The following is a 24,020-nucleotide window of genomic DNA, read 5'->3' on the forward strand; positions in this document are numbered from 1 at the left end:
CTCTGGGCGGGGGCTTACTTGACCGCGTTGACGATCGCGGTGGCGGCTTCGGCCATCGTGTCGGCCGCGATGATCGGCAGGCCCGACTCGGCCAGCATCTTCTTGCCCAGGTCCTCGTTGGTGCCCTTCATGCGCACCACCAGCGGCACGCTGAGGTTCACGGCCTTGCAGGCGGTGATGACACCCTCGGCGATGGTGTCGCACTTCATGATGCCGCCGAAGATGTTGACCAGGATGCCCTTGACGCTCTTGTTCTTGAGCATGATCTTGAAGGCCTCGGTGACCTTCTCGGCGGTCGCCCCGCCGCCCACGTCCAGGAAGTTGGCCGGCTCGCCGCCGAACAGCTTGATGGTGTCCATCGTGGCCATCGCCAGACCGGCACCGTTGACCAGGCAGCCGATGTTGCCGTCCAGGCTGATGTAGGCCAGGTCGAACTTGCTGGCCTCGACCTCGGCCGGATCCTCTTCGTCCAGATCGCGGTAGGCCACGATCTCGGGGTGGCGGAACAGCGCGTTGCTGTCGAAGTTGAACTTGGCGTCCAGCGCGATCAGCTTGCCGTTCGAGTCGCAGTTCAGCGGGTTGATCTCGACCAGCGAGGCGTCCGTCTCCATGTAGCAGCGGTACAGGTTCTGGAACAGCGTGACGGCCTGCGCGATCGACACGTCACCCAGGCCGATGGCGCGGGCGATCTTCTCGGCCTGCGCGGCACCCAGGCCGGTCAGCGGATCGATCACCTCGGTGATGATCTTCTCGGGGGTCGAATGGGCGACTTCCTCGATGTCCATGCCACCTTCGCTCGACGCGATGAAGGCGACCTTCTGGCTCTGGCGGTCGGTGACCAGCGAGACGTAGTACTCCTTGCGGATGTCGGCGCCTTCCTCGATGTAGAGGCGACGCACCTTCTGGCCTTCCGGGCCGGTCTGGTGCGTGACCAGCTGCATGCCCAGGATCTGGCCGGCCAGCGTCTGCAGGTCGTCCATCGAGCGCGCGAGCTTGACGCCGCCGCCCTTGCCACGGCCACCGGCGTGGATCTGGGCCTTGACCACCCACACCGGGCCGCCCAGCTTCTGCGCGGCCTCGGCCGCCTCCTGGACCGTGAACGCCGGATAGCCGCGGGGCACCGGCACGTCGAACTGGCGCAGGATTTCCTTGCCTTGGTACTCGTGGATCTTCACTGGGATCGCTCCTCTTGGGGGATGGGGAAGGCTGGCGGGGCGGTCGGACCCGTTCGGTCCGGCCGGCCGGGGCAGGCGTGGCGGGCGGAACTGTGCGGGGTCAAGCTGACCTCAAGCTGAGAAGTGCGGGCGGCTGCGGCATCAGGCCGCCGCGGCCGCCAGGCCGTTGTCGAAATGCGCCTGCATCAGGCGGCGCACCGCCTCGGCATCGCGGGCCTCGAAGGCCCGCATGATGGCCCGGTGCTCGTCGAGGGACTCGACCAGGCGGCCCTCCTTGAACAGCGAGTGGTGGCGGTTGAGCTTCATGACCTTGCGCAGGTCGCTGATCATCTGCTGCTGCCAGCGGTTGCCCGCCAGCGCCAGGATCTGCATGTGGAAGGCCTCGTTGGTGGCGAAGAAGAACTCGCGCTGGTGAACCTCGCGCTCGAGCTGCTCGTGCAGCGAACGCAGGCTGGCCAGCTGGGCCTCGTCGGCATGGCGGGCGACCGAGGCCGCCGCGTCGCTCTCGAGCAGCGCGAGCAGGTGGTAGACCTGCCGCACGTCCTCGGTCGACATCTCGGTGACGTAGGCGCCGCGGCGCACCTTCATCGTCACCAGCCCCTCGACCGCCAGCACCTTCAGCGCCTCTCGCAGCGGCGTGCGGCTGATGCCGTAGTCGGACGCGAGCTTCTGCTCGTCGATCCAGCTGCCGGGTTCGAGCTCGCGGTTGAAGATCTGCTGGCGCAGCCGCTCGGCGACGTCCTGGTACAGGGCGCGCGGGGACAGCTGGGACTCGGCAAGGGCGAGGGGGAGGGCCACGGTGGGTGTGCTGACGGCGTCAGGCGGTGAGGACTTCAGGTGTCGGGGGATCTTGAATTCATAATTATGCATCATGTATCATGCTTGGCAACGCCGGACACCGGTCCGCACCGCCTACGTACCGCCGCCCGCACCGCCGTCCTCACCGCCTTGACGCCCCGTCATCTCCAGACCGCAGGAAGCCCCATGTCCCAGTCCCCCGAGTTCAAGCCCGCCAACCTCGACCAGTGGGCCAAGGCGGCCGCCAAGTCGGCACCGGGCGGTGACCTGGGCAAGCTGGACTGGGTGACGCCCGAGGGCATCACCGTCAAGCCGCTGTACACGGCCGCCGACATCGCCGACCTGCCGCACACCGACACGCTGCCGGGCTTCGAGCCCTTCATCCGCGGCCCGCAGGCGACGATGTATGCGGTGCGGCCGTGGACCATCCGCCAGTACGCCGGCTTCTCGACTGCCGAGGAATCGAACGCCTTCTATCGCAAGGCGCTGGCCGCCGGCGGGCAGGGCGTCTCGGTCGCCTTCGACCTGGCCACGCACCGGGGCTATGACAGCGACCATCCGCGCGTGACCGGCGACGTCGGCAAGGCCGGCGTGGCGATCGATTCGGTCGAGGACATGAAGATCCTGTTCGACGGCATCCCGCTGGACAAGGTCTCGGTGTCGATGACGATGAACGGCGCGGTGCTGCCGGTGCTGGCCGGCTACGTCGTCGCGGCCGAGGAACAGGGCGTGTCGCAGGAGCTGCTGAGCGGGACCATCCAGAACGACATCCTCAAGGAGTTCATGGTCCGCAACACCTACATCTACCCGCCCGAGCCGTCGATGAAGATCATCGGCGACATCATCGAGTACACGGCCCAGAAGATGCCGAAGTTCAACTCGATCTCGATCAGCGGCTATCACATGCAGGAAGCGGGCGCGAACCAGGCGCTCGAACTGGCCTTCACGCTGGCCGACGGCAAGGAGTACGTCAAGACCGCCCTGGCCAAGGGCCTCGATGTCGACGCCTTCGCCGGCCGCCTGAGCTTCTTCTGGGCCATCGGCATGAACTTCTATCTGGAGATCGCCAAGATGCGGGCCGCGCGCCTGCTGTGGTGCCGGATCATGAAGGGCTTCAACGCGCAGAACCCCAAGAGCCTGATGCTGCGCACGCACTGCCAGACCTCGGGCTGGTCGCTGACCGAGCAGGACCCGTACAACAACGTCGTGCGCACCACCATCGAGGCGATGGCGGCGGTGTTCGGCGGCACCCAGAGCCTGCACACCAACAGCTTCGACGAGGCCATCGCGCTGCCCACCGAGTTCAGCGCCCGCATCGCCCGCAACACGCAGCTGATCATCCAGGAAGAGACCCACATCACCAACGTCGTGGACCCGTGGGCGGGCTCCTACATGATGGAGAAGCTCACGCAGGACATGGCCGACCAGGCCTGGGCCATCATCGAGGAGGTCGAGGCGATGGGCGGCATGACCAAGGCCGTCGACAGCGGCTGGGCCAAGCTGAAGATCGAGGCCAGCGCGGCCGAGAAGCAGGCCCGCATCGACTCCGGCCGCGACGTGATCGTCGGCGTCAACAAGTACAAGCTGAAGCAGCAGGACGCCATCGACATCCTCGAGGTCGACAACGTCCGCGTGCGCGACGGCCAGATCGCCCGCCTGCAGCAGATCCGCGCCAGCCGCGACAGCGCCAAGGTCCAGGCCGCGCTGGCCGCGCTGACCGATGCCGCGCGCAGCGGCCAGGGCAACCTGCTCGACCTGTCGATCCAGGCGATGCGGCTGCGCGCCACGGTCGGCGAGATCAGCGATGCGCTGGAGCTCGTCTTCGGCCGCCACCGCGCCGACATCCAGAAGGTCACCGGTGTCTACGCCGCCGCCTACGACTCGGCCGAAGGCTGGGCCCAGCTGCAGACCGAGATCGCCGCCTTCGCCGAGGAACAGGGCCGCCGCCCGCGCGTGATGATCGCCAAGCTCGGCCAGGACGGCCACGACCGCGGCGCCAAGGTCGTCGCCACCGCCTATGCCGACCTGGGCTTCGACGTCGACATGGGCCCGCTGTTCCAGACCCCCGAGGAATGCGCCCGCCAGGCGATCGAGAACGACGTGCACGCGGTGGGCGTGTCGACGCTGGCGGCCGGCCACAAGACGCTGGTGCCGGCCATCATCGCCGCGCTGAAGGACCAGGGCGCCGACGACATCATCGTGTTCGTCGGCGGGGTGATCCCGCAGCAGGACTACGGCTACCTCTACGACGCGGGCGTCAAGGGCATCTTCGGCCCGGGCACGCCGATTCCGGCGTCGGCCAAGACGGTGCTGGAGCAGATCCGCGCCGCCGTCGGCAGCGCCACCGCCTGATCACGTGGTGAGCCACGCCACGGCGCGGGCGCTGACGGACACTCGCCGGGTCGCGACCATTCACGTCCTCGCCATGTCCAGCGCCCCGACCTATCCGACCGCCCGGCTGACCCTGATGCCCGCCGGTGAAGGCGACTTCGAGGGGTTGCTGGCGCTGCGCATGGCCGCCATGCGCGAGAGCCTCGACCGGGTCGGCCGCTTCGATCCGCAGCGTGCCCGCGAGCGCCTGAGCCGCGGCTACAACCCGGCCCACACCCGCCACATCCTGCGCGACGGCGAACTGGTCGGCTTCGTGGTCGTGATCCCGCGCGAGCAGGACCTGCTGCTCGACCACCTCTACATCCACCCCAGCGCCCAGCGCGAGGGCATCGGCGCCTGGGTGATGCGCCAGGTGCTGGCCGAGGCCGATGCCGCGTCCAGCCCGGTCAGCGTGACCGCCCTCAAGCACAGCGACGCGACCCGCTTCTACGAACGCCACGGCTTCGTGCTGCAGGCCGAGGGCGAGTGGGACCTGTACTTCCGCCGCCCGGCCCAACCGGCCAGCGACGACCCGATCAACTGACGCGCCGATGTCCGAACCCACCTCCAGTGCCGCGATGCCCGCGCTCCCGGCTGCCGACCAGGCCCTGGCCGACGCGCTGCTGCAGGGCGCCGAGGCGCCGCGCCGGCGCGCGCTGGCCAAGGCCATCACGCTGCTGGAGTCGACCCGGCCCGATCACCGTGCCCGGGGCGACGCACTGCTCAACACGCTGCTGCCGCACAGCGGGCGGTCGTTCCGGCTGGGCATCTCGGGCGTGCCGGGTGTCGGCAAGAGCACCTTCATCGAGGCGCTGGGCCTGTACCTGATCGGCCTGGGACATCGCGTCGCGGTGCTGGCGGTCGACCCGTCGTCGAGCGTCTCGGGCGGTTCCATCCTGGGCGACAAGACCCGCATGGAACAGCTGTCGGTGAACCCGCAGGCCTACATCCGGCCGAGCCCTTCGAGCGGCACGCTCGGCGGCGTGGCCGAGAAGACGCGCGAGTCGATGCTGCTGGCCGAGGCGGCCGGCCACGACATCGTCATCGTCGAGACCGTCGGCGTCGGCCAGAGCGAGACCGACGTCTCGGCCATGACCGACATGTTCGTGCTGCTGCAGTTGCCCAATGCCGGCGACGACCTGCAGGCGATCAAGAAGGGCGTGATGGAGCTGGCCGACCTGGTCGTCATCAACAAGGCCGACCTCGACGAGAACGCCGCCACGCGGGCCCGGGCGCAGATCACGTCGGCACTGCGGCTGCTGGGCATGCACGGGCATCCGGACCATGCGCATCACGACCAGCAGATCTGGCATCCCGAGGTCATTCAACTGAGTGCGCTCAAGCAGCAGGGCCTGGCCCCGTTCTGGGACTGCGTCTCGCGTTTCCGCACGCTGCAGACGGCCAACGGCCGGCTCGCGCAGCGCCGCCAGCAGCAGTCGCTGGCGTGGATGTGGGAGCGCATCGAGGCCGGCCTGCGGGCCCGCTTCAAGGCCCATGCCGCCGTGCAGGCGCAACTGCCCGACAGCGTCGAGGCGGTCCGCGACGGCCGGCTCGCGGCCTCGGTCGCGGCGCGGCGGCTGCTGGACCTGATGGCTTGATGACTTGATGGCCTGAGCCCCCGCACGTTCACCGTTCAACCTTCTTCGTTTTCCTTTCGATCCAACCACCTCCCGACGAGGAGCAAGACACATGCACGACATCCAGCAGATGCTCGAAGAGAAGCGCGCCAAGGCCCGTCTGGGCGGGGGTCAGAAGCGCATCGATGCCCAGCACGCCAAGGGCAAGCTGACCGCGCGCGAGCGCCTCGAGCTGCTGCTCGACGAGGGCACGTTCGAGGAATGGGACATGTTCGTCGAGCACCGCTGCGTCGAGTTCGGCATGGCCGACAACAAGATCCCCGGCGACGGCGTCGTGACCGGCTACGGGATGATCAACGGCCGCCTGGTGTTCGTGTACAGCCAGGACTTCACCGTCTTCGGCGGCGCGTTGAGCGAGTCGCACGCCGAGAAGATCTGCAAGGTGATGGACCAGGCGATGAAGGTCGGTGCGCCGGTGATCGGCCTGAACGACTCGGGCGGCGCGCGCATCCAGGAAGGCGTGGCCTCGCTGGGCGGTTATGCCGAGGTGTTCCAGCGCAACGCGATGGCCTCCGGCGTGATCCCGCAGATCAGCATGATCATGGGCCCGAGCGCGGGCGGCGCGGTGTATTCGCCGGCCATGACCGACTTCATCTTCATGGTGAAGGACTCGTCCTACATGTTCGTCACCGGCCCCGAGGTCGTGAAGACCGTGACGCACGAGGAAGTGACCGCCGAGGAACTGGGCGGCGCGTCGACCCACACGACCAAGTCGGGCGTGGCCGACCTGGCCTTCGAGAACGACGTCGAGGCGCTGCTGATGCTGCGCCGCTTCTTCAACTACCTGCCGCTGAACAACCGCGAGAAGGCTCCGCATCGTCCGAGCGGCGACCCGGCCGGCCGGCTCGATCCGTCGCTCGACACGCTGGTGCCGGACAACCCGAACAAGCCCTATGACATCAAGGAGCTGATCACCAAGGTGGTCGACGACGGCGACTTCTTCGAGCTGCAGCCCGACTACGCCGCCAACATCGTCATCGGCATGGCGCGCATGGAAGGCCAGACGGTCGGCATCGTCGCCAACAACCCGCTGGTGCTGGCCGGCTGCCTGGACATCAAGAGCAGCATCAAGGCGGCCCGCTTCGTGCGCTTCTGCGATGCCTTCAACATCCCGGTGATCACCTTCGTCGACGTGCCCGGCTTCATGCCCGGCACCTCGCAGGAGTACGGCGGCATCATCAAGCACGGCGCCAAGCTGCTCTACGCCTATGCCGAGTGCACGGTGCCCAAGGTCACCGTCATCACCCGCAAGGCCTATGGCGGTGCCTATGACGTGATGGCCTCCAAGCACCTGCGTGGCGACGTCAACTTCGCGTGGCCGAATGCCGAGATCGCGGTGATGGGCGCCAAGGGCGCCGTCGAGATCATCTTCCGCGAGGACAAGGGCGACCCGGCCAAGCTGGCTGCCAAGGAAGCCGAATACAAGGCCCGTTTCGCCAACCCGTTCGTGGCCGGCTCGCGCGGCTTCATCGATGACGTGATCCAGCCGCACGAGACGCGCAAGCGCATCTGCCGCTCGCTCACGATGCTCAAGGACAAGAAGGTCGAGAACCCGTGGCGCAAGCACGGGAACATCCCCCTCTGAGCCGCCGGACCAGGAGAAGAAAACCATGTTCACCAAGATCCTGATCGCGAACCGGGGCGAGATCGCCTGCCGCGTCATCCAGACCGCCCGCAAGATGGGCATCCAGACCGTCGCCGTCTATTCCGAGGCCGACAAGGACGCCCGCCACGTCGAGCTGGCCGACGAGTCCGTGCTGCTCGGCCCGGCGCCGTCGCGCGAGTCCTATCTCGTGGCCGACAAGATCATCGCGGCCTGCAAGCAGACCGGCGCGCAGGCCGTGCACCCGGGCTACGGCTTCCTGTCCGAGAACGAGGACTTCGCCCGCCGCTGCGAGGAAGAAGGCATCACCTTCATCGGCCCGAAGCACTACTCGATCGCCGCGATGGGCGACAAGATCGCCTCGAAGAAGCTGGCCAACGAGGCCCGCGTCAACACCATCCCCGGCTGGAACGACGCGATCGAATCGGCCGAGCGCGCCGTCGAGATCGCCAAGGGCATCGGCTACCCGGTGATGATCAAGGCGTCGGCCGGCGGCGGCGGCAAGGGCCTGCGCGTGGCCTTCAACGACAAGGAGGCCTTCGAGGGCTTCTCGTCCTGCCGCAACGAGGCCCGCAACAGCTTCGGCGATGACCGCGTGTTCATCGAGAAGTACGTGCTGGAGCCGCGCCACATCGAGATCCAGGTGCTGGGCGACAGCCACGGCAACGTGGTCTACCTGCACGAGCGCGAGTGCTCGATCCAGCGCCGTCACCAGAAGGTGATCGAGGAGGCGCCGAGCCCCTTCATCAGCGACGCGACCCGCCAGGCGATGGGCGAGCAGGCCGTGGCGCTGGCCAAGGCGGTCAAGTACCAGAGCGCCGGCACGGTCGAGTTCGTCGTCGGCAAGGACCAGGACTTCTACTTCCTGGAGATGAACACGCGTCTGCAGGTCGAACACCCGGTCACCGAGTGCATCACCGGGCTGGACCTGGTCGAGCAGATGATCCGAGTGGCCGCCGGCGAGAAGCTGTCGTTCGGCCAGGCCGACATCCCGCGCCAGGGCTGGGCCATCGAGTGCCGCATCAACGCCGAGGACCCGTTCCGCAACTTCCTGCCGTCGACCGGCCGGCTGGTGCGCTACCAGCCGCCGAAGGCCGATCTGGTGCAGGGCACCGAGACGCTGCAGGGCCCCGCCTACGCGGGCGGCCAGTTCGGCGGCGTGCGGGTCGACACCGGCGTCTACGAAGGCGGCGAGATCCCGATGTTCTACGACTCGATGATCGCCAAGCTCATCGTGCACGGCCGCGACCGCCAGGACGCGATCGCCAAGATGCGCGAGGCGCTCAACGGCTTCGTGATCCGCGGCATCAGCAGCAACATCCCGTTCCAGGCTGCGCTGCTGGCGCATCCGAAGTTCGTCACCGGCGAGTTCAACACCGGCTTCATCGCCGAGCATTACGCCAAGGGCTTCCGGGCCGAGGACGTGCCGCACGACGACCCGCTGTTCCTCGTCGCGCTGGCCGCCTTCGTGCGCCGAAAGGCCCGCCAGCGCGCCGCCGGCATCACCGGCCAGCTGCCCGGCCACGGCGTGACCATCGCGCCGGACTTCGTCGTCGCCGTCATGGGCGCGCAAGGCAAGCACGCCTACCACCCCGTCAACGTCAGCGCCTACGACCCGGTGGCCTGCAGCGCCAACGTGGTGGTCGGCGAGGGCGAGTCGGCCCGCACCTACGCGATCCGCAGCCACACCAAGCTCGGCGACCTGATGATGACCGGCGCGGTCAACGGCAAGCCGTTCACCGCCCAGGTCGAGCAGGGATCGGCCAAGCGCCCGCTGGCCATCCGCGTGGCCCACAACGGCACGCAGATCGACGCGCTGGTGCTGGCACCGCGCGCGGCCGAGCTGATGAAGCTGATGCCCTACAAGGCCCCGCCCGACACCAGCAAGCTGCTGCTGTCGCCGATGCCCGGCCTGCTGGCCGACGTCGCGGTGCAGGTCGGCCAGAAGGTGCTGGCCGGCGAGAAGCTTGCCGTCATCGAGGCCATGAAGATGGAGAACATCCTCGTCGCGCAGCAGGACGGCGTCGTCAAGTCGGTGCTGGCCAACAAGGGCGAGAGCCTGTCGGTGGACCAGCCGATCCTGTCGTTCGAGTGAGGGAACTGGCGATCCGTATGACGAAAACCTCCGGTGCTACGATTCTTGGATCGTTTTACGAAGGTGGTCTTGCATGACGAGTGTCGCCGTTTCTCCCAAATTTCAGATCGTCATACCCAAGGCGATACGCGAAGCCCTGAAGCTCCGTCCCGGTCAGAGGGTGGACGTCCGCCTGGATGGTGCGGGGCGCGTGGTCGTCGAACCGGAACTGGACATCCGTTCGGCGCGTGGATTCCTCCCGCCCATTCCAGGCGTGGACCTCGCCCAAGTCACTTCCGATCCGGAAGGCCCCGACTGGCCCGGTGGCTGTGAGCCGTTGCCAGACGCGCCGTGGGTACGGGCCTCGGATCCAGGCGACAAGCCATGATCGTCGTGGATTCCTGTGGGTGGCTGTCCTACTTTGCAGGCGACGCCAACGCCAACTTTTTCGCCGAGGCGATCGAAGACACCCAGCAGGTCCTCGTGCCTGGCATCGTGGTGTACGAAGTCTGCCGGCGGCTGATGCACCTCTACGGTCCGGAAATGGAAGCCAGAGGATTCGCCTTCATGTCGTTGGCACGGCCCGCGCCCGCCGACGGCGCGCTTCATCGGCTGGCAGCCAGCGCGGCGGTGCGATATCGACTGGCCATGGCCGACGCCATCATCTGGCAAACCGCACAGACCCACGGTGCGGCTCTCTACACCCAGGATGTCGACCTGCAAGGTCTGCCTGGCGTGGTCTTCAGACCCAAGCAACCATCATGAGCAAACCCTTCAAGATCCTCGGCATTCAGCAGATCGCCATCGGCGGTGCGAGCAAGGACCGGCTCAAGGCCCTGTGGGTCGACATGCTCGGCCTGACCGTCAAGAGCACCTTCGTCAGCGAACGCGAGAACGTCGACGAGGACATCTGCGCGCTCGGCAGCGGCGCGACCGCCGTCGAGGTCGACCTGATGCAGCCGCTCGATCCGGACAAGAAGCCGGCCGTGCACACCACGCCGCTGAACCATGTCGGCCTGTGGGTCGACGACCTGCCCAAGGCGGTCGAGTGGATGACCGCCAACGGCGTGCGCTTCGCGCCGGGCGGCATCCGCAAGGGCGCCGCCGGCCACGACATCACCTTCATCCACCCCAAGGGCAACGACGAGTTCCCGCTGGGCGGCGAGGGCGTGCTGATCGAGCTGGTGCAGGCGCCGCCGGAGGTGGTGGCGGCGCTGGGCTGAAGCGGCCACCCGCATCACCCCCTGATCGCCGGGATCCCCGATGAACACGAGCAAGGCGCTTGTCGACATCGCGGATCCCGGTGTCGTTTCCAGCGTCGGTTGACAGGGGCATGTCAGCCGCCGGCGCTGAAATCCAGGCCTGTTGCCCAGGAGACATCTCGCCATGACGAATTTCGCCGAATTCCACCGCCGCTCCATCCAGGACCGAGACGGCTTCTGGGCCGAGCAGGCCGAGCTGATCGACTGGCACAAGCCGTATGACCAGGTCTGCGACTACACCAACCCGCCGTTCGCGCGCTGGTTCGCGGGCGGGCAGACCAACCTGTGCCACAACGCGGTCGACCGGCACCTGAAGGACCGGGCCGACCAGAACGCGCTGATCTTCGTGTCGACCGAGACCGACACCGAGAAGGCCTACAGCTACCGCGAGCTGCATGCCGAGGTGCAGCGCATGGCCGCGATCTACCGCGCGCTGGGCGTCAAGAAGGGCGACCGCGTGCTGATCTACATGCCGATGATTGCCGAGGCCGCCTTCGCGATGCTGGCGGCGGTGCGCATCGGCGCGATCCATTCGGTGGTGTTCGGCGGCTTTGCCAGCCACTCGCTGGCCAGCCGCATCGACGATGCGCAACCGACCCTCATCGTCAGCGCCGACGCCGGCATGCGCGGCGGCAAGTCGGTGCCCTACAAGCACCTGCTGGACGAGGCCATCAGCCTGTCGACCCACAAGCCGGCCAAGGTCGTGATGGTCAACCGCGGCCTGGCCGACTACGCCCGCGTCGACGGCCGTGACGTCGACTACGCCGAGCTGCGCGCGCAGCACATGGACACCGTCGTGCCCTGCGAGTGGGTCGAGTCGACCCATCCGAGCTACATCCTCTACACCTCGGGCACGACCGGCAAGCCCAAGGGCGTGCAGCGCGACACGGCCGGCTACACCGTCGCGCTCGCGGCGTCCATGAAACACATCTACATGGGCAACCCGGGCGAGACCTACTTCAGCACCAGCGACATCGGCTGGGTGGTGGGCCACAGCTACATCATCTACGGCCCGCTGATCAACGGCATGGCCACGATCATGTACGAGGGCCTGCCGATCCGGCCGGACGCCGGCATCTGGTGGAGCCTGGTCGAGAAGTACAAGGTCACCGTGATGTTCAGCGCCCCGACCGCCGCGCGCGTGCTCAAAAAGCAGGATCCGGCCTATCTGAAGAAGTACGACCTGTCGTCGCTTCGGGCGCTGTTCCTGGCCGGCGAGCCGCTGGACGAGCCGACCGCGACGTGGATCGGCGGCGAGCTCAACAAGCCCATCATCGACAACTACTGGCAGACCGAGACCGGCTGGCCGATCATGGCCATCTGCAACGGCGTCGAGCCCGCGCCGACCAAGTTCGGCTCGCCCGGCAAGGCGGTCTACGGCTACGACGTCAAGCTGATCGACGAGAGCACCGGCGCCGAGATCACCGAGCCGGACCAGAAGGGCGTCATCGCCGTCGAAGGCCCCCTGCCGCCGGGCTGCCTGCAGACCGTCTGGGGCGACGACAAGCGCTACGTCAGCACCTACTGGTCGAGCATCCACGGCAAGGTCATGTACTCGACCTTCGACTGGGGCGTGAAGGACGCCGACGGCTACTTCTTCATCCTGGGCCGCACCGACGACGTCATCAACGTGGCCGGTCACCGCCTGGGCACCCGCGAGATCGAGGAGAGCATCTCCAGCCACGCCAACGTGGCCGAGGTCGCGGTGGTGGGCGTGGCCGACCAGCTCAAGGGCCAGGTCGCGGTCGCCTTCGCGGTGCTGAAGGACGTCAGCCGCGCGGCGACGCCGGAAGCGGCCAAGGCGCTGGAGGCCGAGATCATGAAGGTCGTCGACGGCCAGCTCGGCGCGGTCGCCCGCCCGGCGATGGTCAAGTTCGTCACCGTGCTGCCCAAGACCCGCTCGGGCAAGGTGCTGCGCCGCGCGATCCAGGCGGTCTGCGAAGGCCGTGACGCCGGTGACCTGACGACGATGGAAGACCCGGCCGCGCTGGCGCAGATCAAGGACATGGTCCGACCGGCCTGATCGACCAGCCTGATTCGACCGGCGTGCATCGCGCCGGCTAAGCTGGCGCGATGCACGAGCGCAGCGGCACCGATCTGCCCATCCTCTGGCGCGACGAGCACCTCGTCGCGGTCCACAAGCCGGCCGGCTGGCTGGTACACCGCACCGGGCTGGACGCGGGCGAGACGCGCTTTGTCGTGCAGACGCTGCGCGGCCAGCTCGGCGGGCGGCATGTCCACCCGGTCCACCGGCTCGACAAGGGCACCTGCGGCGTGCTGCTGCTGGCGCTGCATGCCGAGGCGGCGCGGGCGATGTCGGCGCTGATTGCCGGCCATCGGATCCGCAAGCGTTACCTCGCGCTGGTGCGCGGCTGGGCGCCCGCGGCGGTCGAGGTCGACCACCCGCTGCGACCTGATGACGCGCCGCCCGATGCCCCGGCGCAGCCGGCGCTGACGCGCTTCCGGCAACTGGCCGCCTTCACGCGTGACGAGGCCTTCGACCCGCGCCACGCGGCCACGCGCAGCGCGCTGGTCGAGGCGCTGCCGGTGACCGGCCGGCGCCATCAGATCCGGCGCCATCTGAAGCACCTGGCCCATCCGATCCTGGGCGATGCGACCCACGGCAAGGGCCCGCTGAACCGCTGGTGGGCCGAACGCATCGGCCTGCAGCGGCTGTGGCTGCATGCGCAGTCGCTCGCCTTCGAACACCCGCTGACGGGCCAGCCGGTGCAGGTCGACAGCGGCCTGCAGTGGGACGGCACGGCCTTTGTCTCGACCCGGCCGGAGCAGGTGGCCGCGCTGGCCGACTGGCTCGGGCTGACCGGCCCGCAGCGCCATGTCCTGGGCCGCATCGAGGGCGGTGCCGCCGCGCCCGCAGGTCTGCCGTCCGGCGTCACCACCCGGGACGGGCAAACACCGGACAATCCCGGGCTGACATGACACACGATGCCTTGATGACCCCCGACGAATCCCGCGACGCGCCCGTGCCCACCCCCTGCGTGCAGGCCGGCCCGAGCGTGCGCATGCCGACCTCCCACGGCGGCTTCCAGCTCTCGTCCTTCATCGAGACGCGCAGCGGCATCGAACACCTGGCGGTCCACCTGGGCGACCTGTCGGTGCCGGGCGTGCTGGTGCGGGTCCATTCCGAATGTTTCACCGGCGACATCCTCGGCTCGCTGCGTTGCGACTGCGGGCCGCAGCTGCACAAGGCGATGGACCGCATCGCAGCCGAGGGCCGCGGCGTGGTGATCTACATGCGCGGCCACGAGGGCCGCGGCATCGGCCTGATCGAGAAGCTGCGGGCCTATGCGCTGCAGGACCAGGGCCTCGACACGGTTGACGCCAACCTGGCGCTGGGCCATCCGGTCGACGCGCGTCGTTACGAGGCGGCGGCGGCGATCCTGCAGCTGCTGGGCGCCCGCTCGGTCCGGCTGATGAGCAACAACCCGCTCAAGCTGCTGGCGCTGCGCGAACAGGGGCTGGAGGTCGTCTCGCGCGAGCCGCACGAGGCCGGCGAACACCCCGAGAACGCCGCCTACCTCGGCACCAAGCGCGACCGCCTGGGCCACCTGCTGGGCCACCCGGTCAGCGACTGACGGCGCCCCCGGCCGGCGCTCAGCCGGCCCCGTTCATCGCCAGCAGGTCCTCGCCCAGGCTGCTGGGCACCAGCGACGGCCGGCCGACGATCAGCGGGTCGACCGGGCCGATCGCCGCCAGGTCCTTGCGCGCATAGGGCATGCGGTGCAGCACGTAGCGCATCGCGTTCAGGCGCGCGCGTTTCTTGCAATCGCTCTTGATCACCGTCCACGGCGCATCGGCCGTGTCGCAGTGCAGGAACATGGCCTCCTTGGCGCGGGTGTAGTCGTCCCACTTGTCGAGCGAGGCCGTGTCGATCGGGCTGAGCTTCCACTGCTTGAGCGGGTGCAGCTTGCGTTCCTTGAAGCGGCGACGCTGCTCGCTGCGGCTGACCGAGAACCAGAACTTGAACAGGTGGACGCCCGAGCGCACCAGCTGGCGTTCGAACTCGGGCGCCTGGCGCAGGAACTCGTCGTATTCGGCGTTGGTGCAGAAGCCCATGACCCGCTCGACGCCGGCGCGGTTGTACCAGCTGCGGTCGAACAGCACGATCTCGCCGCGCGTCGGCAGGTGCGAGATGTAGCGCTGGAAGTACCACTGGCCGCGTTCGACCTCGCTGGGCTTCTCCAGCGCCACGACGCGCGCGCCGCGCGGATTCAGGTGTTCCATGAAGCGCTTGATCGCGCCGCCCTTGCCGGCGGCGTCGCGGCCCTCGAACAGGATCACCACCCGCGCCCCGGTCTCCTTGACCCAGGCCTGCAGCTTCAGCAGCTCGACCTGCAGGCGGTACTTCTGCTTCTCGTAGGTCTTGCGTGACAGCAGGTGGCGATACGGGTAGGCGCCCTCGCGCCAGCCGGCCGACAGCACCAGGTCCGGGTCCGGCGCGCCGGGCAAGGCGCGGCGCGGCGGAGCCAGCGAGCGCCGCAGCGCGGCGATGTCGTCCGGCGCGGCGCCGTCGATCAGCGCCTGCACCTGGCGCAGCAGGTCGGCCCGGGCGGGCGTGCCCACGCCCTCGTGCATCGCCCGGTCGACCATGTCCTGCACGACCTCGTGTTGCACCACGTGGGCGGCGTCCTCCGCCGCCTGCACGGCATACCGCTCGCGCTCGGTGGCGCGGTTGCGCGACGGTGCCGGGAGTGCCGGCGGCGCGGCGTGGATCGGGGTCGGGCTGACCTGCGGGGGCGTCCGTTTGCGTGTGGCCATCGTGGGATCTCCTGGGGGCGGGCAACGAGCCCATGTTAGGCAGTCACCCGCTCGCTGCAGCCGTTTCGACCGCAGAGAAGCGCCCGGTTTCGCCCTGAACTGCAACGATCGGCCCCGGTGCGGTTCTGAACAATCCGCCCATTGCCACGGCTGGACGCGTCCGGCCTTGAGGTGGATCAAGTCGATCGCCACGGCAGCCAACGTCGCCCGATGCGACACGAGGGAGCGTTCGATGAAGCTGAGAACCCAGATCCTGCTGCTCGGTGCCGCTGGCGCGTCGGCCGCTGTCCTGGCCGGCGGCGTGGGCCTGTACGGCACGCAGCGCGTGAGCGTCGCCGTGGTCCATTCGATCGAGTCGGCCCAGGCCCTGCAGGCCAGTCAGCTCGCGGACATGATGCACGACGCCATCCGCGGTGACGGCCAGCTCGCGATGCTGGGGGCGCTGGAGCACGACGAGGGCAAGATCAAGTCGGCCGCCGAAGGGCTGGCCGAACACGAGAAGACCATGAAGGGGGCGCTCGACCAGCTGGCGCAGGCCAACATCAGCACCGAGGCCTCGGCCGCGCTGATGCTGGCCGGCCCCCAGGTCGAGAAGTACCTGGAGGCGGCGCGGCAGGTCGTGCGCGGGGCATCCGGCGACCTCGACGCTGCGCGCAGCGAGGTCGTCAAGCTGCAGCAGGCCTTCGAGGAACTCGAGGTCGCGCTGGCGGCCGTCAGCGAGCTGATCGAGGCCGACGGCAAGGCGGCCGCAGAGGCCGCCACCGCCGCCACGGCCAGCGCCGCCTGGGTCACGCTGGCTGGCCTGGTCGGCGCGGTGCTGGCGATCGTCGCCGGTGCGCTGCTGCTGGCCCGCCGCATGACCGCGCCGATGGGCCATGCGGTCGACGTCGCGGTGCAGATCGCGCAGGGCGACCTGGGCGTGCGGGTGCATCCGACCGGCAACGACGAGACCCGTCGCCTGCTGGAATCGCTGTCGGCGATGCAGTCCAGCTTCGGCCGCATCGTGCAGGAGGTCAAGCACAACGCCGACGAGGTGGCCAGCGCGAGCACCCAGATCGCGCACGGCAACAGCGACCTGAGCCAGCGCACCGAGCAGCAGGCCAGCGCGCTGCAGCAGACCGCCGCGACGATGGAACAGCTCAGCGCCACCGTGCGCAACAACACCGACAACGCGCGTCAGGCCAACCAGCTGGCGCTGGGCGCATCCCACGTCGCCAGCCAGGGCGGCGAGGTGGTCGGCCAGGTCGTCTCGACGATGCGCGGCATCAACGAGAGCAGCAAGAAGATCGCCGACATCATCGCGGTGATCGACGGCATCGCCTTCCAGACCAACATCCTGGCGCTGAACGCCGCCGTCGAGGCGGCGCGGGCCGGCGAGCAGGGCCGCGGTTTCGCGGTCGTCGCCAGCGAGGTCCGCAGCCTGGCCCAGCGCAGCGCCGATGCGGCCCGCGAGATCAAGGGACTGATCACCGCCAGCGTCGACCAGGTCGAGCAGGGCACCCGACTGGTCGACACCGCCGGCCACACCATGGACGAGATCGTCGCGGCGATCCGCCGCGTCAGCGACATCGTCGGCGAGATCACCGAGGCCAGCGTCGAGCAGAGCGGCGGCATCTCGCAGGTCGGCGAGGCGGTCACGCACATGGACCACGCGACCCAGCAGAACGCCGCGCTGGTCGAGCAGAGTGCGGCCGCCGCGCAGACCCTGCAGCAGCAGGCGCAGCGCCTGGTCGAGGCGGTCGGCGTCTTCCGTGTCGCGTGACCGCATCATTCAGGAAAACCTGACTTTCCGGATATTTCAAGTCCGGTGACCGGTTCCAGTCGGTCGAGATGGGATTGTTGATATTTTCTGGACGAAACTAGGAATTGGCTTGCAAAATATCTAGGTTATTCCTGATATTGGTATCCCAATGAGTATCTTTCGTCGTCGATGCAATAATTCGGACGTGGCGACTCGCCTGTCTGCCCCTGGGCAGGCCAAGGTCCGCACCGTGCTATCAGGCAGCGGGTGGCCGTGGCGCGAGAGTCCGTGTCCGAAAGCTGTCGTGCCCCTGCCTGTGTCCGTTTCCGTACCTCGTCCTGCCCGTCCGCTGCGTCCTGAACCGATCCGTCCACTGACCCTCCGGCTGCTGCACCTGTGTGCGTGCGCCGCCCTGACGGTCGTCGCCGGAACCGGCCGCGCCGGTGAGGTCGACGACCTGATCGCCCAGGGCCGACTGCGGGAGGCGCTCCAGTCGCTGGATGCGGCGGGCGCGTCACGAAGCGCCGCAGCGCAATTCCTGCGAGGCGTCGCATTGACCCAGCTGGGCCGTCTGGATGAGGCGGCGAAGGTGTATCGCAAACTGATCGAAGACCATCCGGAAATGCCCTCGGCCTATAACAATCTGGCGGTTGTCCTGAGTTCGCAAGGGCTGCATGAACAGGCCCGGGACGTGCTCGAACAAGGCCTGCGCGCCAGTGCCGAAACTGCGGCGCTCTACCGCAACCTGGGCAATCTGCAGGTCTACCTGGCGCGCGAGCGCTACCACAAGGCCTTCCCGGTGCTGGAGCGCACGAACGTCTCCGCGCCACGGCTGGCCCTGCTGCGCAAGGCCGGTTCGTCGACTGCGGCTGCGGCACCCAACGCGGCCGTCGCCGCAGGGCTGGCGGCCGACTGGCGGCTGGCGTCCGGACCGATCGACACCCCGCCCTGGCGTCGTCTCGGCCCCTCCACGGCGGCCGCTCGCCCGGCGGCGGCGCCCGCACCAGTGGTGGTGGCCCTGGCGGCACCCGCACCCGCACCCGCACCCGCACCCGCACCCGCACCAGCGCCAGCGCCAGCGCCAGCGCCAGCGCCCGCTCCGGTGCAACCGACCGCTGCCGCACCTTCGCCCGCGCCGACCCCGGCGCCGGCGCCGACCCCCGTGGTGGCCTCCGCAGCGCCCGTGGTGGCCCCGAAAGAGGCCGAGAAGCCGGCGCCCAAGGCGGTCGAGAAGCCGATCGAGAAGCCAGTCGAGAAAGTTGCCGAGAAGCCCGTGCCCGCGCCGACCGTGGTGTCCACCCCGGCTCCGGCCCCGGCCGCCGCACCGGTTCCGGCCGGGCAGGACGAGATCCGCTCGGCCGTGCTGGCCTGGGCGGCCGCCTGGAGCCGCCGCGATCTCGAGGCCTACATGGCCGCCTATGCCGACGACTACCGCGGCCAGTCCGCCAGCCGGGCCGACTGGGAACGCGAGCGGCGCGACCGCATCCTGGGTCGGCGCGAGATCCGCGTCGCCCTGACCGACATCACCATCGACGTGCGTGGCGACCGTGCGGTTGCCCGCATGCGCCAGGACTACCGATCCGAAATCCTGCAAGCCGTCAGCCGCAAGACGCTGACGCTGCGGCGGCTGCCATCCGGGCAGTGGCGGATCGAGCAGGAAACGTCGGGCAACACGAACTGAATGCCCGTAACCGGAGCCATCGCCATGAAGTTGCATGCCCTGTTCACCGTTGAATACAACGTCCCCGTCCGCGGTGCCGTGAAGCGTCGCATCCGCCTGCGCGAGCGTGCGCTGGATGCCGTGCTGGCCGTGCGCGGGACGCAGCGGCCAGGGGTGGAACTGCCGAGCCTGCGGATCAACCTGCAGCCTTCGGCGGCGGTGTCGCGGGCGGTCTGGATGGGTGGCGTCGGACTGGCGGTCGCGATGGTCCTGGTCGGCACGCGCCTGACGTCCGAAGCGCATGCCGAACGAGTCGGCGCCTTGGCCACGCCCGCCCGCGTCGTGCCGATGCGCGCGAGCGCCCCGGTTTCGCCGCCCTCTGTCGCGACGGTTGTCGCCCCGGTCACCGCACCGGTCGCCGCCGCACCGGCCGCGGACATCCCGGGCGTCGATGTGGCTGCGATGGAGAGCCGGATCCGCGATGCGGTCGAGAACTGGGCCGAGGCCTGGAGCCGCCGCGACGTGGCCGCGTACCTGGCGTCGTATGCAGACCACTATGCAGGGCCGGCCGGTGACCGGAATAATTGGGAACGTGAGCGCCGCTACCGAATTGAGTCACGCCGCCTGATCCGGGTGGAGTTGAGTGACATCGAGGTTGAACGCGACGCTGACAAGGCCCGTGTCACTTTCCTGCAGCGCTACCGCTCTGATGCGCTGCAGGAAACCACGCGCAAGACCCTGACCCTCGAACGTGTCGGCCAGGATCGCTGGTTGATCGTGCGCGAATCCTGACCCTCCTCATGAGCCTGAAGATCGAAGCTCGTCGCAACCGCCGCAGACTGTCCTGGTGGCTTTCCCTCGCCGGACTGGCCGTCAGCGGGGGGGCGAGCGTGTGGCTTCTGCAGGCCGATCTGCACGGGCTGGCCTGGGGCCGCACCGTCTCGCTGACGGCGGATCCCGCCACGATCCCTTTTTTCGACCCTGCCGCCGACCTGCCGCCGCCGCCGTCCGCCGCCGACGCGCATCCGGAGGCCCTGCTGTTGCAGGTGTTCGACCTGCTCGACCGCCAGGAGCTGGACGCCGCGCTGGTGGTCAGCCGGCGACTCGTGGATGCCCATCCGGACTTCGCGCTGGCGCAGTTCGTGCACGGCCAGCTGGTGGCGTTGCGATCGCCCGGCGTCGGCTGGCCCGAGGTCGCCTCGGACGACGCTTCGGCCCGGACCCTGCAGGACCTGCTCGATGAAGCCCGCCTGCGCCTGGGCGCGCACCGCCTGCCGCCGCCGCCGGGCACCCTGCCGACGGCCCTGATCCAGGTCTCGCCGCTCACCCGCCACGTCATCGCGGTCGACACCAGCGAGTCGCGGCTGCACGTGTTCGAGAACACCGGTCACGGCCTGCGCCAGGTCGACGACATGTACGTCACGATCGGCCGTCGCGGTGTCGGCAAGACCGAGGAGGGCGACCAGAAGACGCCCATCGGCGTCTACCACACGGGGGTGCTGCGCAGCTTCAAGCCGGTCGATCCGCGCCTGGGCACGCACGTCTTCTCGCTGAACTTCCCGAACGCGCTGGACCGCCAGTCCTCGCGCGGCGGCACCGCGATCCTGATCCACGGCGTGCCGCCGGAGACCTACTCGCGTCCGCCGCAGGACAGCGACGGCTGCCTGGCCCTGTCCAACCAGGACCTGCTGCGACTGGTCCAGCGCGGCCTGGCCCATGACACGCCGGTGATCATTGCCCGCAAGCTCGACTGGCGCGATCCCGCTGCCATCGCCGCGCCGCCGGCCATGAACCTGGCCTGGCGGCAGTGGCTGGCCACGCCCCGGAGCCCGGCCAGCCGCATCGAGGACATCAACATGCTCGGCTGGGCCGAGCGTGGCGTCGTGGTGGTGTCCTACACCGCCGTCGACGGCGTCAGCCGCAAGCGGATGCGCCAGTACTGGGGCGAACACGACGGCGCCTGGCAGGTGCTGGCCGACGGCGAAGTGCGCTGACCGGTCCGGCGGCCTCAGCCGCTGCGCGCCGCCTCGCGGTGCAGCCAGGTCAGGAAGGCATCGACCGGCGGGCGCTTGGCATGGCGCAGCGGGTAGACCACGAAGTGGGCCTTCACGCGGATCGCCATTTCCATCCCGAAGACCGGCTTGAGCCTTCGTTCGGCCAGGTGCTGGCCGGCGTTGGTCGCGCTCTCCAGCGCGACGCCCAGGCCCTGGGTGGCGGCGTCCAGTGACATCTGGGCGCGGTCGAAGCGGACCGCATAACGCTCCGGCGCGCGCAGCTCGGTGTAGCGCGAGAACCAGTCGGACCACTGCACGATGCTGACGTTGCTCTGGATCAGTGGCACTTCCAGCAGCTGCTCCGGGCGCTTCAGGCGGTGTTCGCGGATGAACGATGCGCTGGCCAGCGGCAGGATGCTTTCCTCGAACAGCGGCTCGACCTCCAGGTCCGGCCATTGCGGGATGCCGTAGCGGATGTCGACATCGGCCTGCCCGAGCGCGAAGTCGCTGTGCGTGTGCGCGGCCGACAGGTTCAGCGAGATGTCCGGATAGGCCTGCGCGAACTGGCGCAGCCGGGGCATCAGCCACAGGCTGGCGATGCTGGGCGCCGAATGCACGTAGAGGCTGTTGCTGACGCCCTGGCGCAGGTCCTCGGTGGCCGCCCGGATCGCGTGCAGCGCCCCACCCACACGCGACAGGTAGGCCTCGCCGGCGGTGCTCAGGCGCACGCCGTGGGCGCTGCGCTCGAACAGGCGCACGCCGAGCTGCGCTTCCAGCTTGGTGATCTGGTGGCTGACGGCCGATGCCGTCAGGTGCAGTTCGGCCGCCGCCAGCGCGAAGCTGCGCCGGCGCGCGACCGCCTCGAAGGCCAGCAGGTGGGGCGAGGGCGGGATGTTGGCCATCGGGTGTTCCCGGACGTCAGATGATGAAGCTTCATCTTAGGGTGAAAACGATTCGCTTGTCGTCATCTGATCGGGCCCGAAGAATGCGCTTCATCCGATCCAGAACCCGCCCGTCCAGGGCCACGCCAGGAGATTCCCACCATGCTGCTCGACGACAAGATCGCCGTGATCACCGGCGGTGCCGGCCGCAACGGCCTCGGCTACGCCACGGCCCGCGCCATGGCCGCCCAGGGCGCCCATGTCGCCATCCTCGACCTTGAACGGGCCGACCCGGCCGCTGCGGCGGCGGACCTCGGCGCCGGGCATCTCGGCCTCGTCGCCGACGTGACCGACAAGGCCTCGTGCGAGGCCGCCGTGCAGGCCGTGCTGGCCCGTTATGGCCGCCTCGACGTGCTGGTCAACAACGCCGGCATCACCCAGCCGGTCAAGACGCTGGAGATCACCGGCGCCGACTACGACCGCATCCTCGACGTCAGCCTGCGCGGCACGCTCTACATGTCGCAGGCGGCCCTGCCGGCGATGAAGCGCCAGCAGGCCGGCTCGATCATCTGCATCTCGTCGGTCTCGGCCCAGCGTGGCGGCGGCATCTTCGGTGGCCCGCACTACTCGGCCGCCAAGGCCGGCGTGCTCGGCCTGGCCCGCGCGATGGCGCGCGAGTTCGGCGCCGAGGGCATCCGCGTCAACTGCCTGACGCCCGGCCTGATCGAGACCGACATCACCGCCGGCAAGCTCAGCGACGAGCGCAAGGCCGAGATCAACTCGACCATCCCGCTGGCCCGCCTGGGCCGGCCGTCGGACATCGCCGGCGCCTGCGTCTTCCTCGCCAGCGAGCTGTCGGCCTACTGCACCGGCGTGACGCTCGACGTCAACGGCGGCATGTTGATCCACTGAGCCGCAGCGCCCGATTCGTCCGCCAGTCCACAAGCCAGCAAGCCCGCAAGCCGGCAAGCCCACCGCCGACATCCCCAGGAGACAAGACCATGCAACGCCAGACCTTCTTCCGCGCCCTCGTCGCCACCGCGATCGCGGCCGCCTTCGCCCTGCCGGCCGCGCAGGCCCAGACCGTCAAGCTGACGCTCGGTCACGGCGCCGCGCCGGGCAACCCGCGCCATGAGGCGGCGGTCAAGTTCGCCGAGGTCGCCAAGGCGAAGTCCGGTGGCCGCATCGAGGTGCAGGTCGCGCCGTCGGCCCAGCTCGGCGATGACGCCGCGATGGTGACGGCGCTGCGCACCGGTGCGCTGGACCTGTCGGCCAACTCGCAGGGCGCGGTCGCCACCACCGTGCCGGAGTACGCCGCCTACGGCATGCCCTTCCTGTTCTCGACCCCGTCGCAGGCCTTCCGGCTGCTGGACGGCCCGCTGGGCAAGGAGCTGGCCGACAAGTCGGCCGAGAAGGGCCTGGTCGTGCTGGGCTACTGGGACAACGGCATCCGCCACATGACCAACGGCAAGCGCCCGATCAACAAGGTCGAGGACATGAAGGGCCTGAAGATGCGCACGCCGCCCGACGCGGTGCTGGTGGACATCATGCATGCGCTGGGTGCCGAGGCGCAGCAGATCAAGTTCGCCGAGCTGTACGTGGCGCTGCAGCAGGGCGTGGTCGACGGCCAGGAGAACCCGCTGGTCAACATCCACGCCAGCAAGCTCTACGAGGTCCAGAAGCACCTCGCGCTGACCAGCCACATGTTCCAGATGACGCCCTTCCTGATGAGCAAGCGCAGCTGGGACCGCCTGTCCGAGGCCGACCGCAAGGCCGTCACCGAAGCCGCCGCCGAGGCCACCGCGCTGCAGCGCCGGCTGTCGCAGGAGGCCGATGACAAGCTGCTGGCCGAGCTGAAGGCCAAGGGCGTGCAGGTCACCACGGTCGACAAGGCCGCCTTCGCGAAGGCCACCGCCGACGTCGACGACAAGTGGCTGGCGCATCCCGATCGGGCCCTACCTGAAGAAGGTCATCGCGGCGGCACGCTGACCTTGCCGTGACCTGGCGCCGATGGCCCCCGCGTGGCCTCGGCCTTCTCTCCTGTCC

The 24,020-nt window shown here is 68.9% G+C and carries 20 protein-coding genes and 1 pseudogene; 17 read left to right on the forward strand and 4 right to left on the reverse strand.

What is annotated here, in order from left to right; all coding sequences use genetic code 11:
- Positions 1 to 14 precede the first annotated feature (14 nt).
- Together sucC and ACWA7K_RS04410 are read right to left on the reverse strand one after the other, a co-directional pair.
- Entirely contained in the window at positions 15 to 1,175 is a 1,161-nt protein-coding gene (gene sucC / locus ACWA7K_RS04405) for an ADP-forming succinate--CoA ligase subunit beta (RefSeq protein ID WP_456164004.1), read from the reverse strand.
- Positions 1,176 to 1,316: 141 nt separating this feature from the next.
- Positions 1,317 to 2,048, reverse strand: coding sequence for a GntR family transcriptional regulator (locus ACWA7K_RS04410; RefSeq protein ID WP_456166016.1), 732 nt, complete (start codon positions 2,046 to 2,048; stop codon positions 1,317 to 1,319).
- Positions 2,049 to 2,159: 111 nt separating this feature from the next.
- On the opposite strand from ACWA7K_RS04410, the gene scpA reads away from it, so the two are divergent.
- The 11 genes from scpA to ribA all read left to right on the forward strand — a co-directional run bounded on the left by scpA (position 2,160) and on the right by ribA (position 14,515).
- Positions 2,160 to 4,325, forward strand: coding sequence for a methylmalonyl-CoA mutase (scpA, locus tag ACWA7K_RS04415; protein ID WP_456166018.1), 2,166 nt, complete (start codon positions 2,160 to 2,162; stop codon positions 4,323 to 4,325).
- A gap of 73 nt (positions 4,326 to 4,398) precedes the next feature.
- Positions 4,399 to 4,887, forward strand: coding sequence for a GNAT family N-acetyltransferase (locus ACWA7K_RS04420; protein WP_456166020.1), 489 nt, complete (start codon positions 4,399 to 4,401; stop codon positions 4,885 to 4,887).
- 7 nt (positions 4,888 to 4,894) lie between these two features.
- Positions 4,895 to 5,941 (forward strand): methylmalonyl Co-A mutase-associated GTPase MeaB, encoded by a 1,047-nt coding sequence (meaB, locus tag ACWA7K_RS04425; protein WP_456166022.1) that lies wholly within the window; start codon positions 4,895 to 4,897, stop codon positions 5,939 to 5,941.
- 91 nt (positions 5,942 to 6,032) lie between these two features.
- Positions 6,033 to 7,565 carry an acyl-CoA carboxylase subunit beta gene (locus ACWA7K_RS04430; protein WP_456166024.1) on the forward strand — a complete coding sequence of 511 codons (1,533 nt, stop codon included), beginning with the start codon at positions 6,033 to 6,035 and terminating at the stop codon, positions 7,563 to 7,565.
- A gap of 25 nt (positions 7,566 to 7,590) precedes the next feature.
- Positions 7,591 to 9,678 (forward strand): acetyl-CoA carboxylase biotin carboxylase subunit, encoded by a 2,088-nt coding sequence (locus tag ACWA7K_RS04435; protein WP_456166026.1) that lies wholly within the window; start codon positions 7,591 to 7,593, stop codon positions 9,676 to 9,678.
- A 73-nt stretch (positions 9,679 to 9,751) separates the two neighbouring features.
- Positions 9,752 to 10,045: an AbrB/MazE/SpoVT family DNA-binding domain-containing protein gene (locus ACWA7K_RS04440; RefSeq protein ID WP_456166028.1), complete on the forward strand. Its 294-nt coding sequence runs from the start codon at positions 9,752 to 9,754 to the stop codon at positions 10,043 to 10,045.
- Positions 10,042 to 10,422 (forward strand): PIN domain-containing protein, encoded by a 381-nt coding sequence (locus tag ACWA7K_RS04445; protein ID WP_456166030.1) that lies wholly within the window; start codon positions 10,042 to 10,044, stop codon positions 10,420 to 10,422. The genes ACWA7K_RS04440 and ACWA7K_RS04445 overlap by 4 nt, the downstream gene beginning before the upstream one ends.
- On the forward strand, positions 10,419 to 10,880 hold the full coding sequence (locus tag ACWA7K_RS04450) for a VOC family protein (protein WP_456166032.1): 462 nt from the start codon (positions 10,419 to 10,421) through the stop codon (positions 10,878 to 10,880). The genes ACWA7K_RS04445 and ACWA7K_RS04450 overlap by 4 nt, the downstream gene beginning before the upstream one ends.
- A gap of 163 nt (positions 10,881 to 11,043) precedes the next feature.
- Complete coding sequence (locus ACWA7K_RS04455) at positions 11,044 to 12,942, forward strand: propionate--CoA ligase (protein WP_456166034.1); 1,899 nt, start codon at positions 11,044 to 11,046, stop codon at positions 12,940 to 12,942.
- A gap of 50 nt (positions 12,943 to 12,992) precedes the next feature.
- Entirely contained in the window at positions 12,993 to 13,859 is an 867-nt protein-coding gene (locus ACWA7K_RS04460; protein WP_456166036.1) for a pseudouridine synthase, read from the forward strand.
- A gap of 14 nt (positions 13,860 to 13,873) precedes the next feature.
- Positions 13,874 to 14,515, forward strand: a complete 642-nt coding sequence (gene ribA / locus ACWA7K_RS04465; protein ID WP_456166038.1) for a GTP cyclohydrolase II — start codon at positions 13,874 to 13,876, stop codon at positions 14,513 to 14,515.
- Between the two features lie 19 nt (positions 14,516 to 14,534).
- Here the strand turns inward: ribA and ppk2 are convergent, their stop codons facing one another.
- Entirely contained in the window at positions 14,535 to 15,698 is a 1,164-nt protein-coding gene (gene ppk2, locus ACWA7K_RS04470; RefSeq protein WP_456166040.1) for a polyphosphate kinase 2, read from the reverse strand.
- A 232-nt stretch (positions 15,699 to 15,930) separates the two neighbouring features.
- Here ppk2 and ACWA7K_RS04475 point away from each other — a divergent pair, with 232 nt between their 5' ends.
- The 4 genes from ACWA7K_RS04475 (at position 15,931) to ACWA7K_RS04490 (ending at position 21,093) form a co-directional block, all read left to right on the forward strand.
- Positions 15,931 to 17,460: a methyl-accepting chemotaxis protein gene (locus tag ACWA7K_RS04475; protein WP_456166042.1), complete on the forward strand. Its 1,530-nt coding sequence runs from the start codon at positions 15,931 to 15,933 to the stop codon at positions 17,458 to 17,460.
- A gap of 283 nt (positions 17,461 to 17,743) precedes the next feature.
- On the forward strand, positions 17,744 to 19,120 hold the full coding sequence (locus ACWA7K_RS04480; protein WP_456166044.1) for a tetratricopeptide repeat protein: 1,377 nt from the start codon (positions 17,744 to 17,746) through the stop codon (positions 19,118 to 19,120).
- A gap of 24 nt (positions 19,121 to 19,144) precedes the next feature.
- Positions 19,145 to 19,891, forward strand: coding sequence for a YybH family protein (locus ACWA7K_RS04485; RefSeq protein ID WP_456166046.1), 747 nt, complete (start codon positions 19,145 to 19,147; stop codon positions 19,889 to 19,891).
- An 8-nt stretch (positions 19,892 to 19,899) separates the two neighbouring features.
- Positions 19,900 to 21,093 carry a L,D-transpeptidase family protein gene (locus tag ACWA7K_RS04490; protein WP_456210364.1) on the forward strand — a complete coding sequence of 398 codons (1,194 nt, stop codon included), beginning with the start codon at positions 19,900 to 19,902 and terminating at the stop codon, positions 21,091 to 21,093.
- Between the two features lie 14 nt (positions 21,094 to 21,107).
- Here the strand turns inward: ACWA7K_RS04490 and ACWA7K_RS04495 are convergent, their stop codons facing one another.
- On the reverse strand, positions 21,108 to 21,995 hold the full coding sequence (locus ACWA7K_RS04495; protein ID WP_456166048.1) for a LysR substrate-binding domain-containing protein: 888 nt from the start codon (positions 21,993 to 21,995) through the stop codon (positions 21,108 to 21,110).
- A gap of 141 nt (positions 21,996 to 22,136) precedes the next feature.
- Between ACWA7K_RS04495 and ACWA7K_RS04500 the strand changes: the two genes are divergently transcribed.
- Positions 22,137 to 22,886: an SDR family NAD(P)-dependent oxidoreductase gene (locus ACWA7K_RS04500; RefSeq protein WP_456166050.1), complete on the forward strand. Its 750-nt coding sequence runs from the start codon at positions 22,137 to 22,139 to the stop codon at positions 22,884 to 22,886.
- 89 nt (positions 22,887 to 22,975) lie between these two features.
- Positions 22,976 to 23,963, forward strand: a pseudogene (locus tag ACWA7K_RS04505) (TRAP transporter substrate-binding protein).
- Positions 23,964 to 24,020 lie beyond the last annotated feature (57 nt).

This window comes from Leptothrix mechoopdaensis (SeqCode) (genome assembly GCF_053893855.1).

Excerpts from the sequence above, each read along its gene's own strand:
- ACWA7K_RS04410 (WP_456166016.1), bottom strand. The coding sequence starts at position 2,048 with ATGATGCATAATTATGAATTCAAGATCCCCCGACACCTGAAGTCCTCA.
- scpA (WP_456166018.1), top strand. The coding sequence starts at position 2,160 with ATGTCCCAGTCCCCCGAGTTCAAGCCCGCCAACCTCGACCAGTGGGCC.
- ACWA7K_RS04420 (WP_456166020.1), top strand. The coding sequence starts at position 4,399 with ATGTCCAGCGCCCCGACCTATCCGACCGCCCGGCTGACCCTGATGCCC.
- meaB (WP_456166022.1), top strand. The coding sequence starts at position 4,895 with ATGTCCGAACCCACCTCCAGTGCCGCGATGCCCGCGCTCCCGGCTGCC.
- ACWA7K_RS04430 (WP_456166024.1), top strand. The coding sequence starts at position 6,033 with ATGCACGACATCCAGCAGATGCTCGAAGAGAAGCGCGCCAAGGCCCGT.
- ACWA7K_RS04435 (WP_456166026.1), top strand. The coding sequence starts at position 7,591 with ATGTTCACCAAGATCCTGATCGCGAACCGGGGCGAGATCGCCTGCCGC.
- ACWA7K_RS04440 (WP_456166028.1), top strand. The coding sequence starts at position 9,752 with ATGACGAGTGTCGCCGTTTCTCCCAAATTTCAGATCGTCATACCCAAG.
- ACWA7K_RS04445 (WP_456166030.1), top strand. The coding sequence starts at position 10,042 with ATGATCGTCGTGGATTCCTGTGGGTGGCTGTCCTACTTTGCAGGCGAC.
- ACWA7K_RS04450 (WP_456166032.1), top strand. The coding sequence starts at position 10,419 with ATGAGCAAACCCTTCAAGATCCTCGGCATTCAGCAGATCGCCATCGGC.
- ACWA7K_RS04455 (WP_456166034.1), top strand. The coding sequence starts at position 11,044 with ATGACGAATTTCGCCGAATTCCACCGCCGCTCCATCCAGGACCGAGAC.
- ACWA7K_RS04460 (WP_456166036.1), top strand. The coding sequence starts at position 12,993 with ATGCACGAGCGCAGCGGCACCGATCTGCCCATCCTCTGGCGCGACGAG.
- ribA (WP_456166038.1), top strand. The coding sequence starts at position 13,874 with ATGACCCCCGACGAATCCCGCGACGCGCCCGTGCCCACCCCCTGCGTG.
- ppk2 (WP_456166040.1), bottom strand. The coding sequence starts at position 15,698 with ATGGCCACACGCAAACGGACGCCCCCGCAGGTCAGCCCGACCCCGATC.
- ACWA7K_RS04475 (WP_456166042.1), top strand. The coding sequence starts at position 15,931 with ATGAAGCTGAGAACCCAGATCCTGCTGCTCGGTGCCGCTGGCGCGTCG.
- ACWA7K_RS04485 (WP_456166046.1), top strand. The coding sequence starts at position 19,145 with ATGAAGTTGCATGCCCTGTTCACCGTTGAATACAACGTCCCCGTCCGC.
- ACWA7K_RS04490 (WP_456210364.1), top strand. The coding sequence starts at position 19,900 with ATGAGCCTGAAGATCGAAGCTCGTCGCAACCGCCGCAGACTGTCCTGG.
- ACWA7K_RS04495 (WP_456166048.1), bottom strand. The coding sequence starts at position 21,995 with ATGGCCAACATCCCGCCCTCGCCCCACCTGCTGGCCTTCGAGGCGGTC.
- ACWA7K_RS04500 (WP_456166050.1), top strand. The coding sequence starts at position 22,137 with ATGCTGCTCGACGACAAGATCGCCGTGATCACCGGCGGTGCCGGCCGC.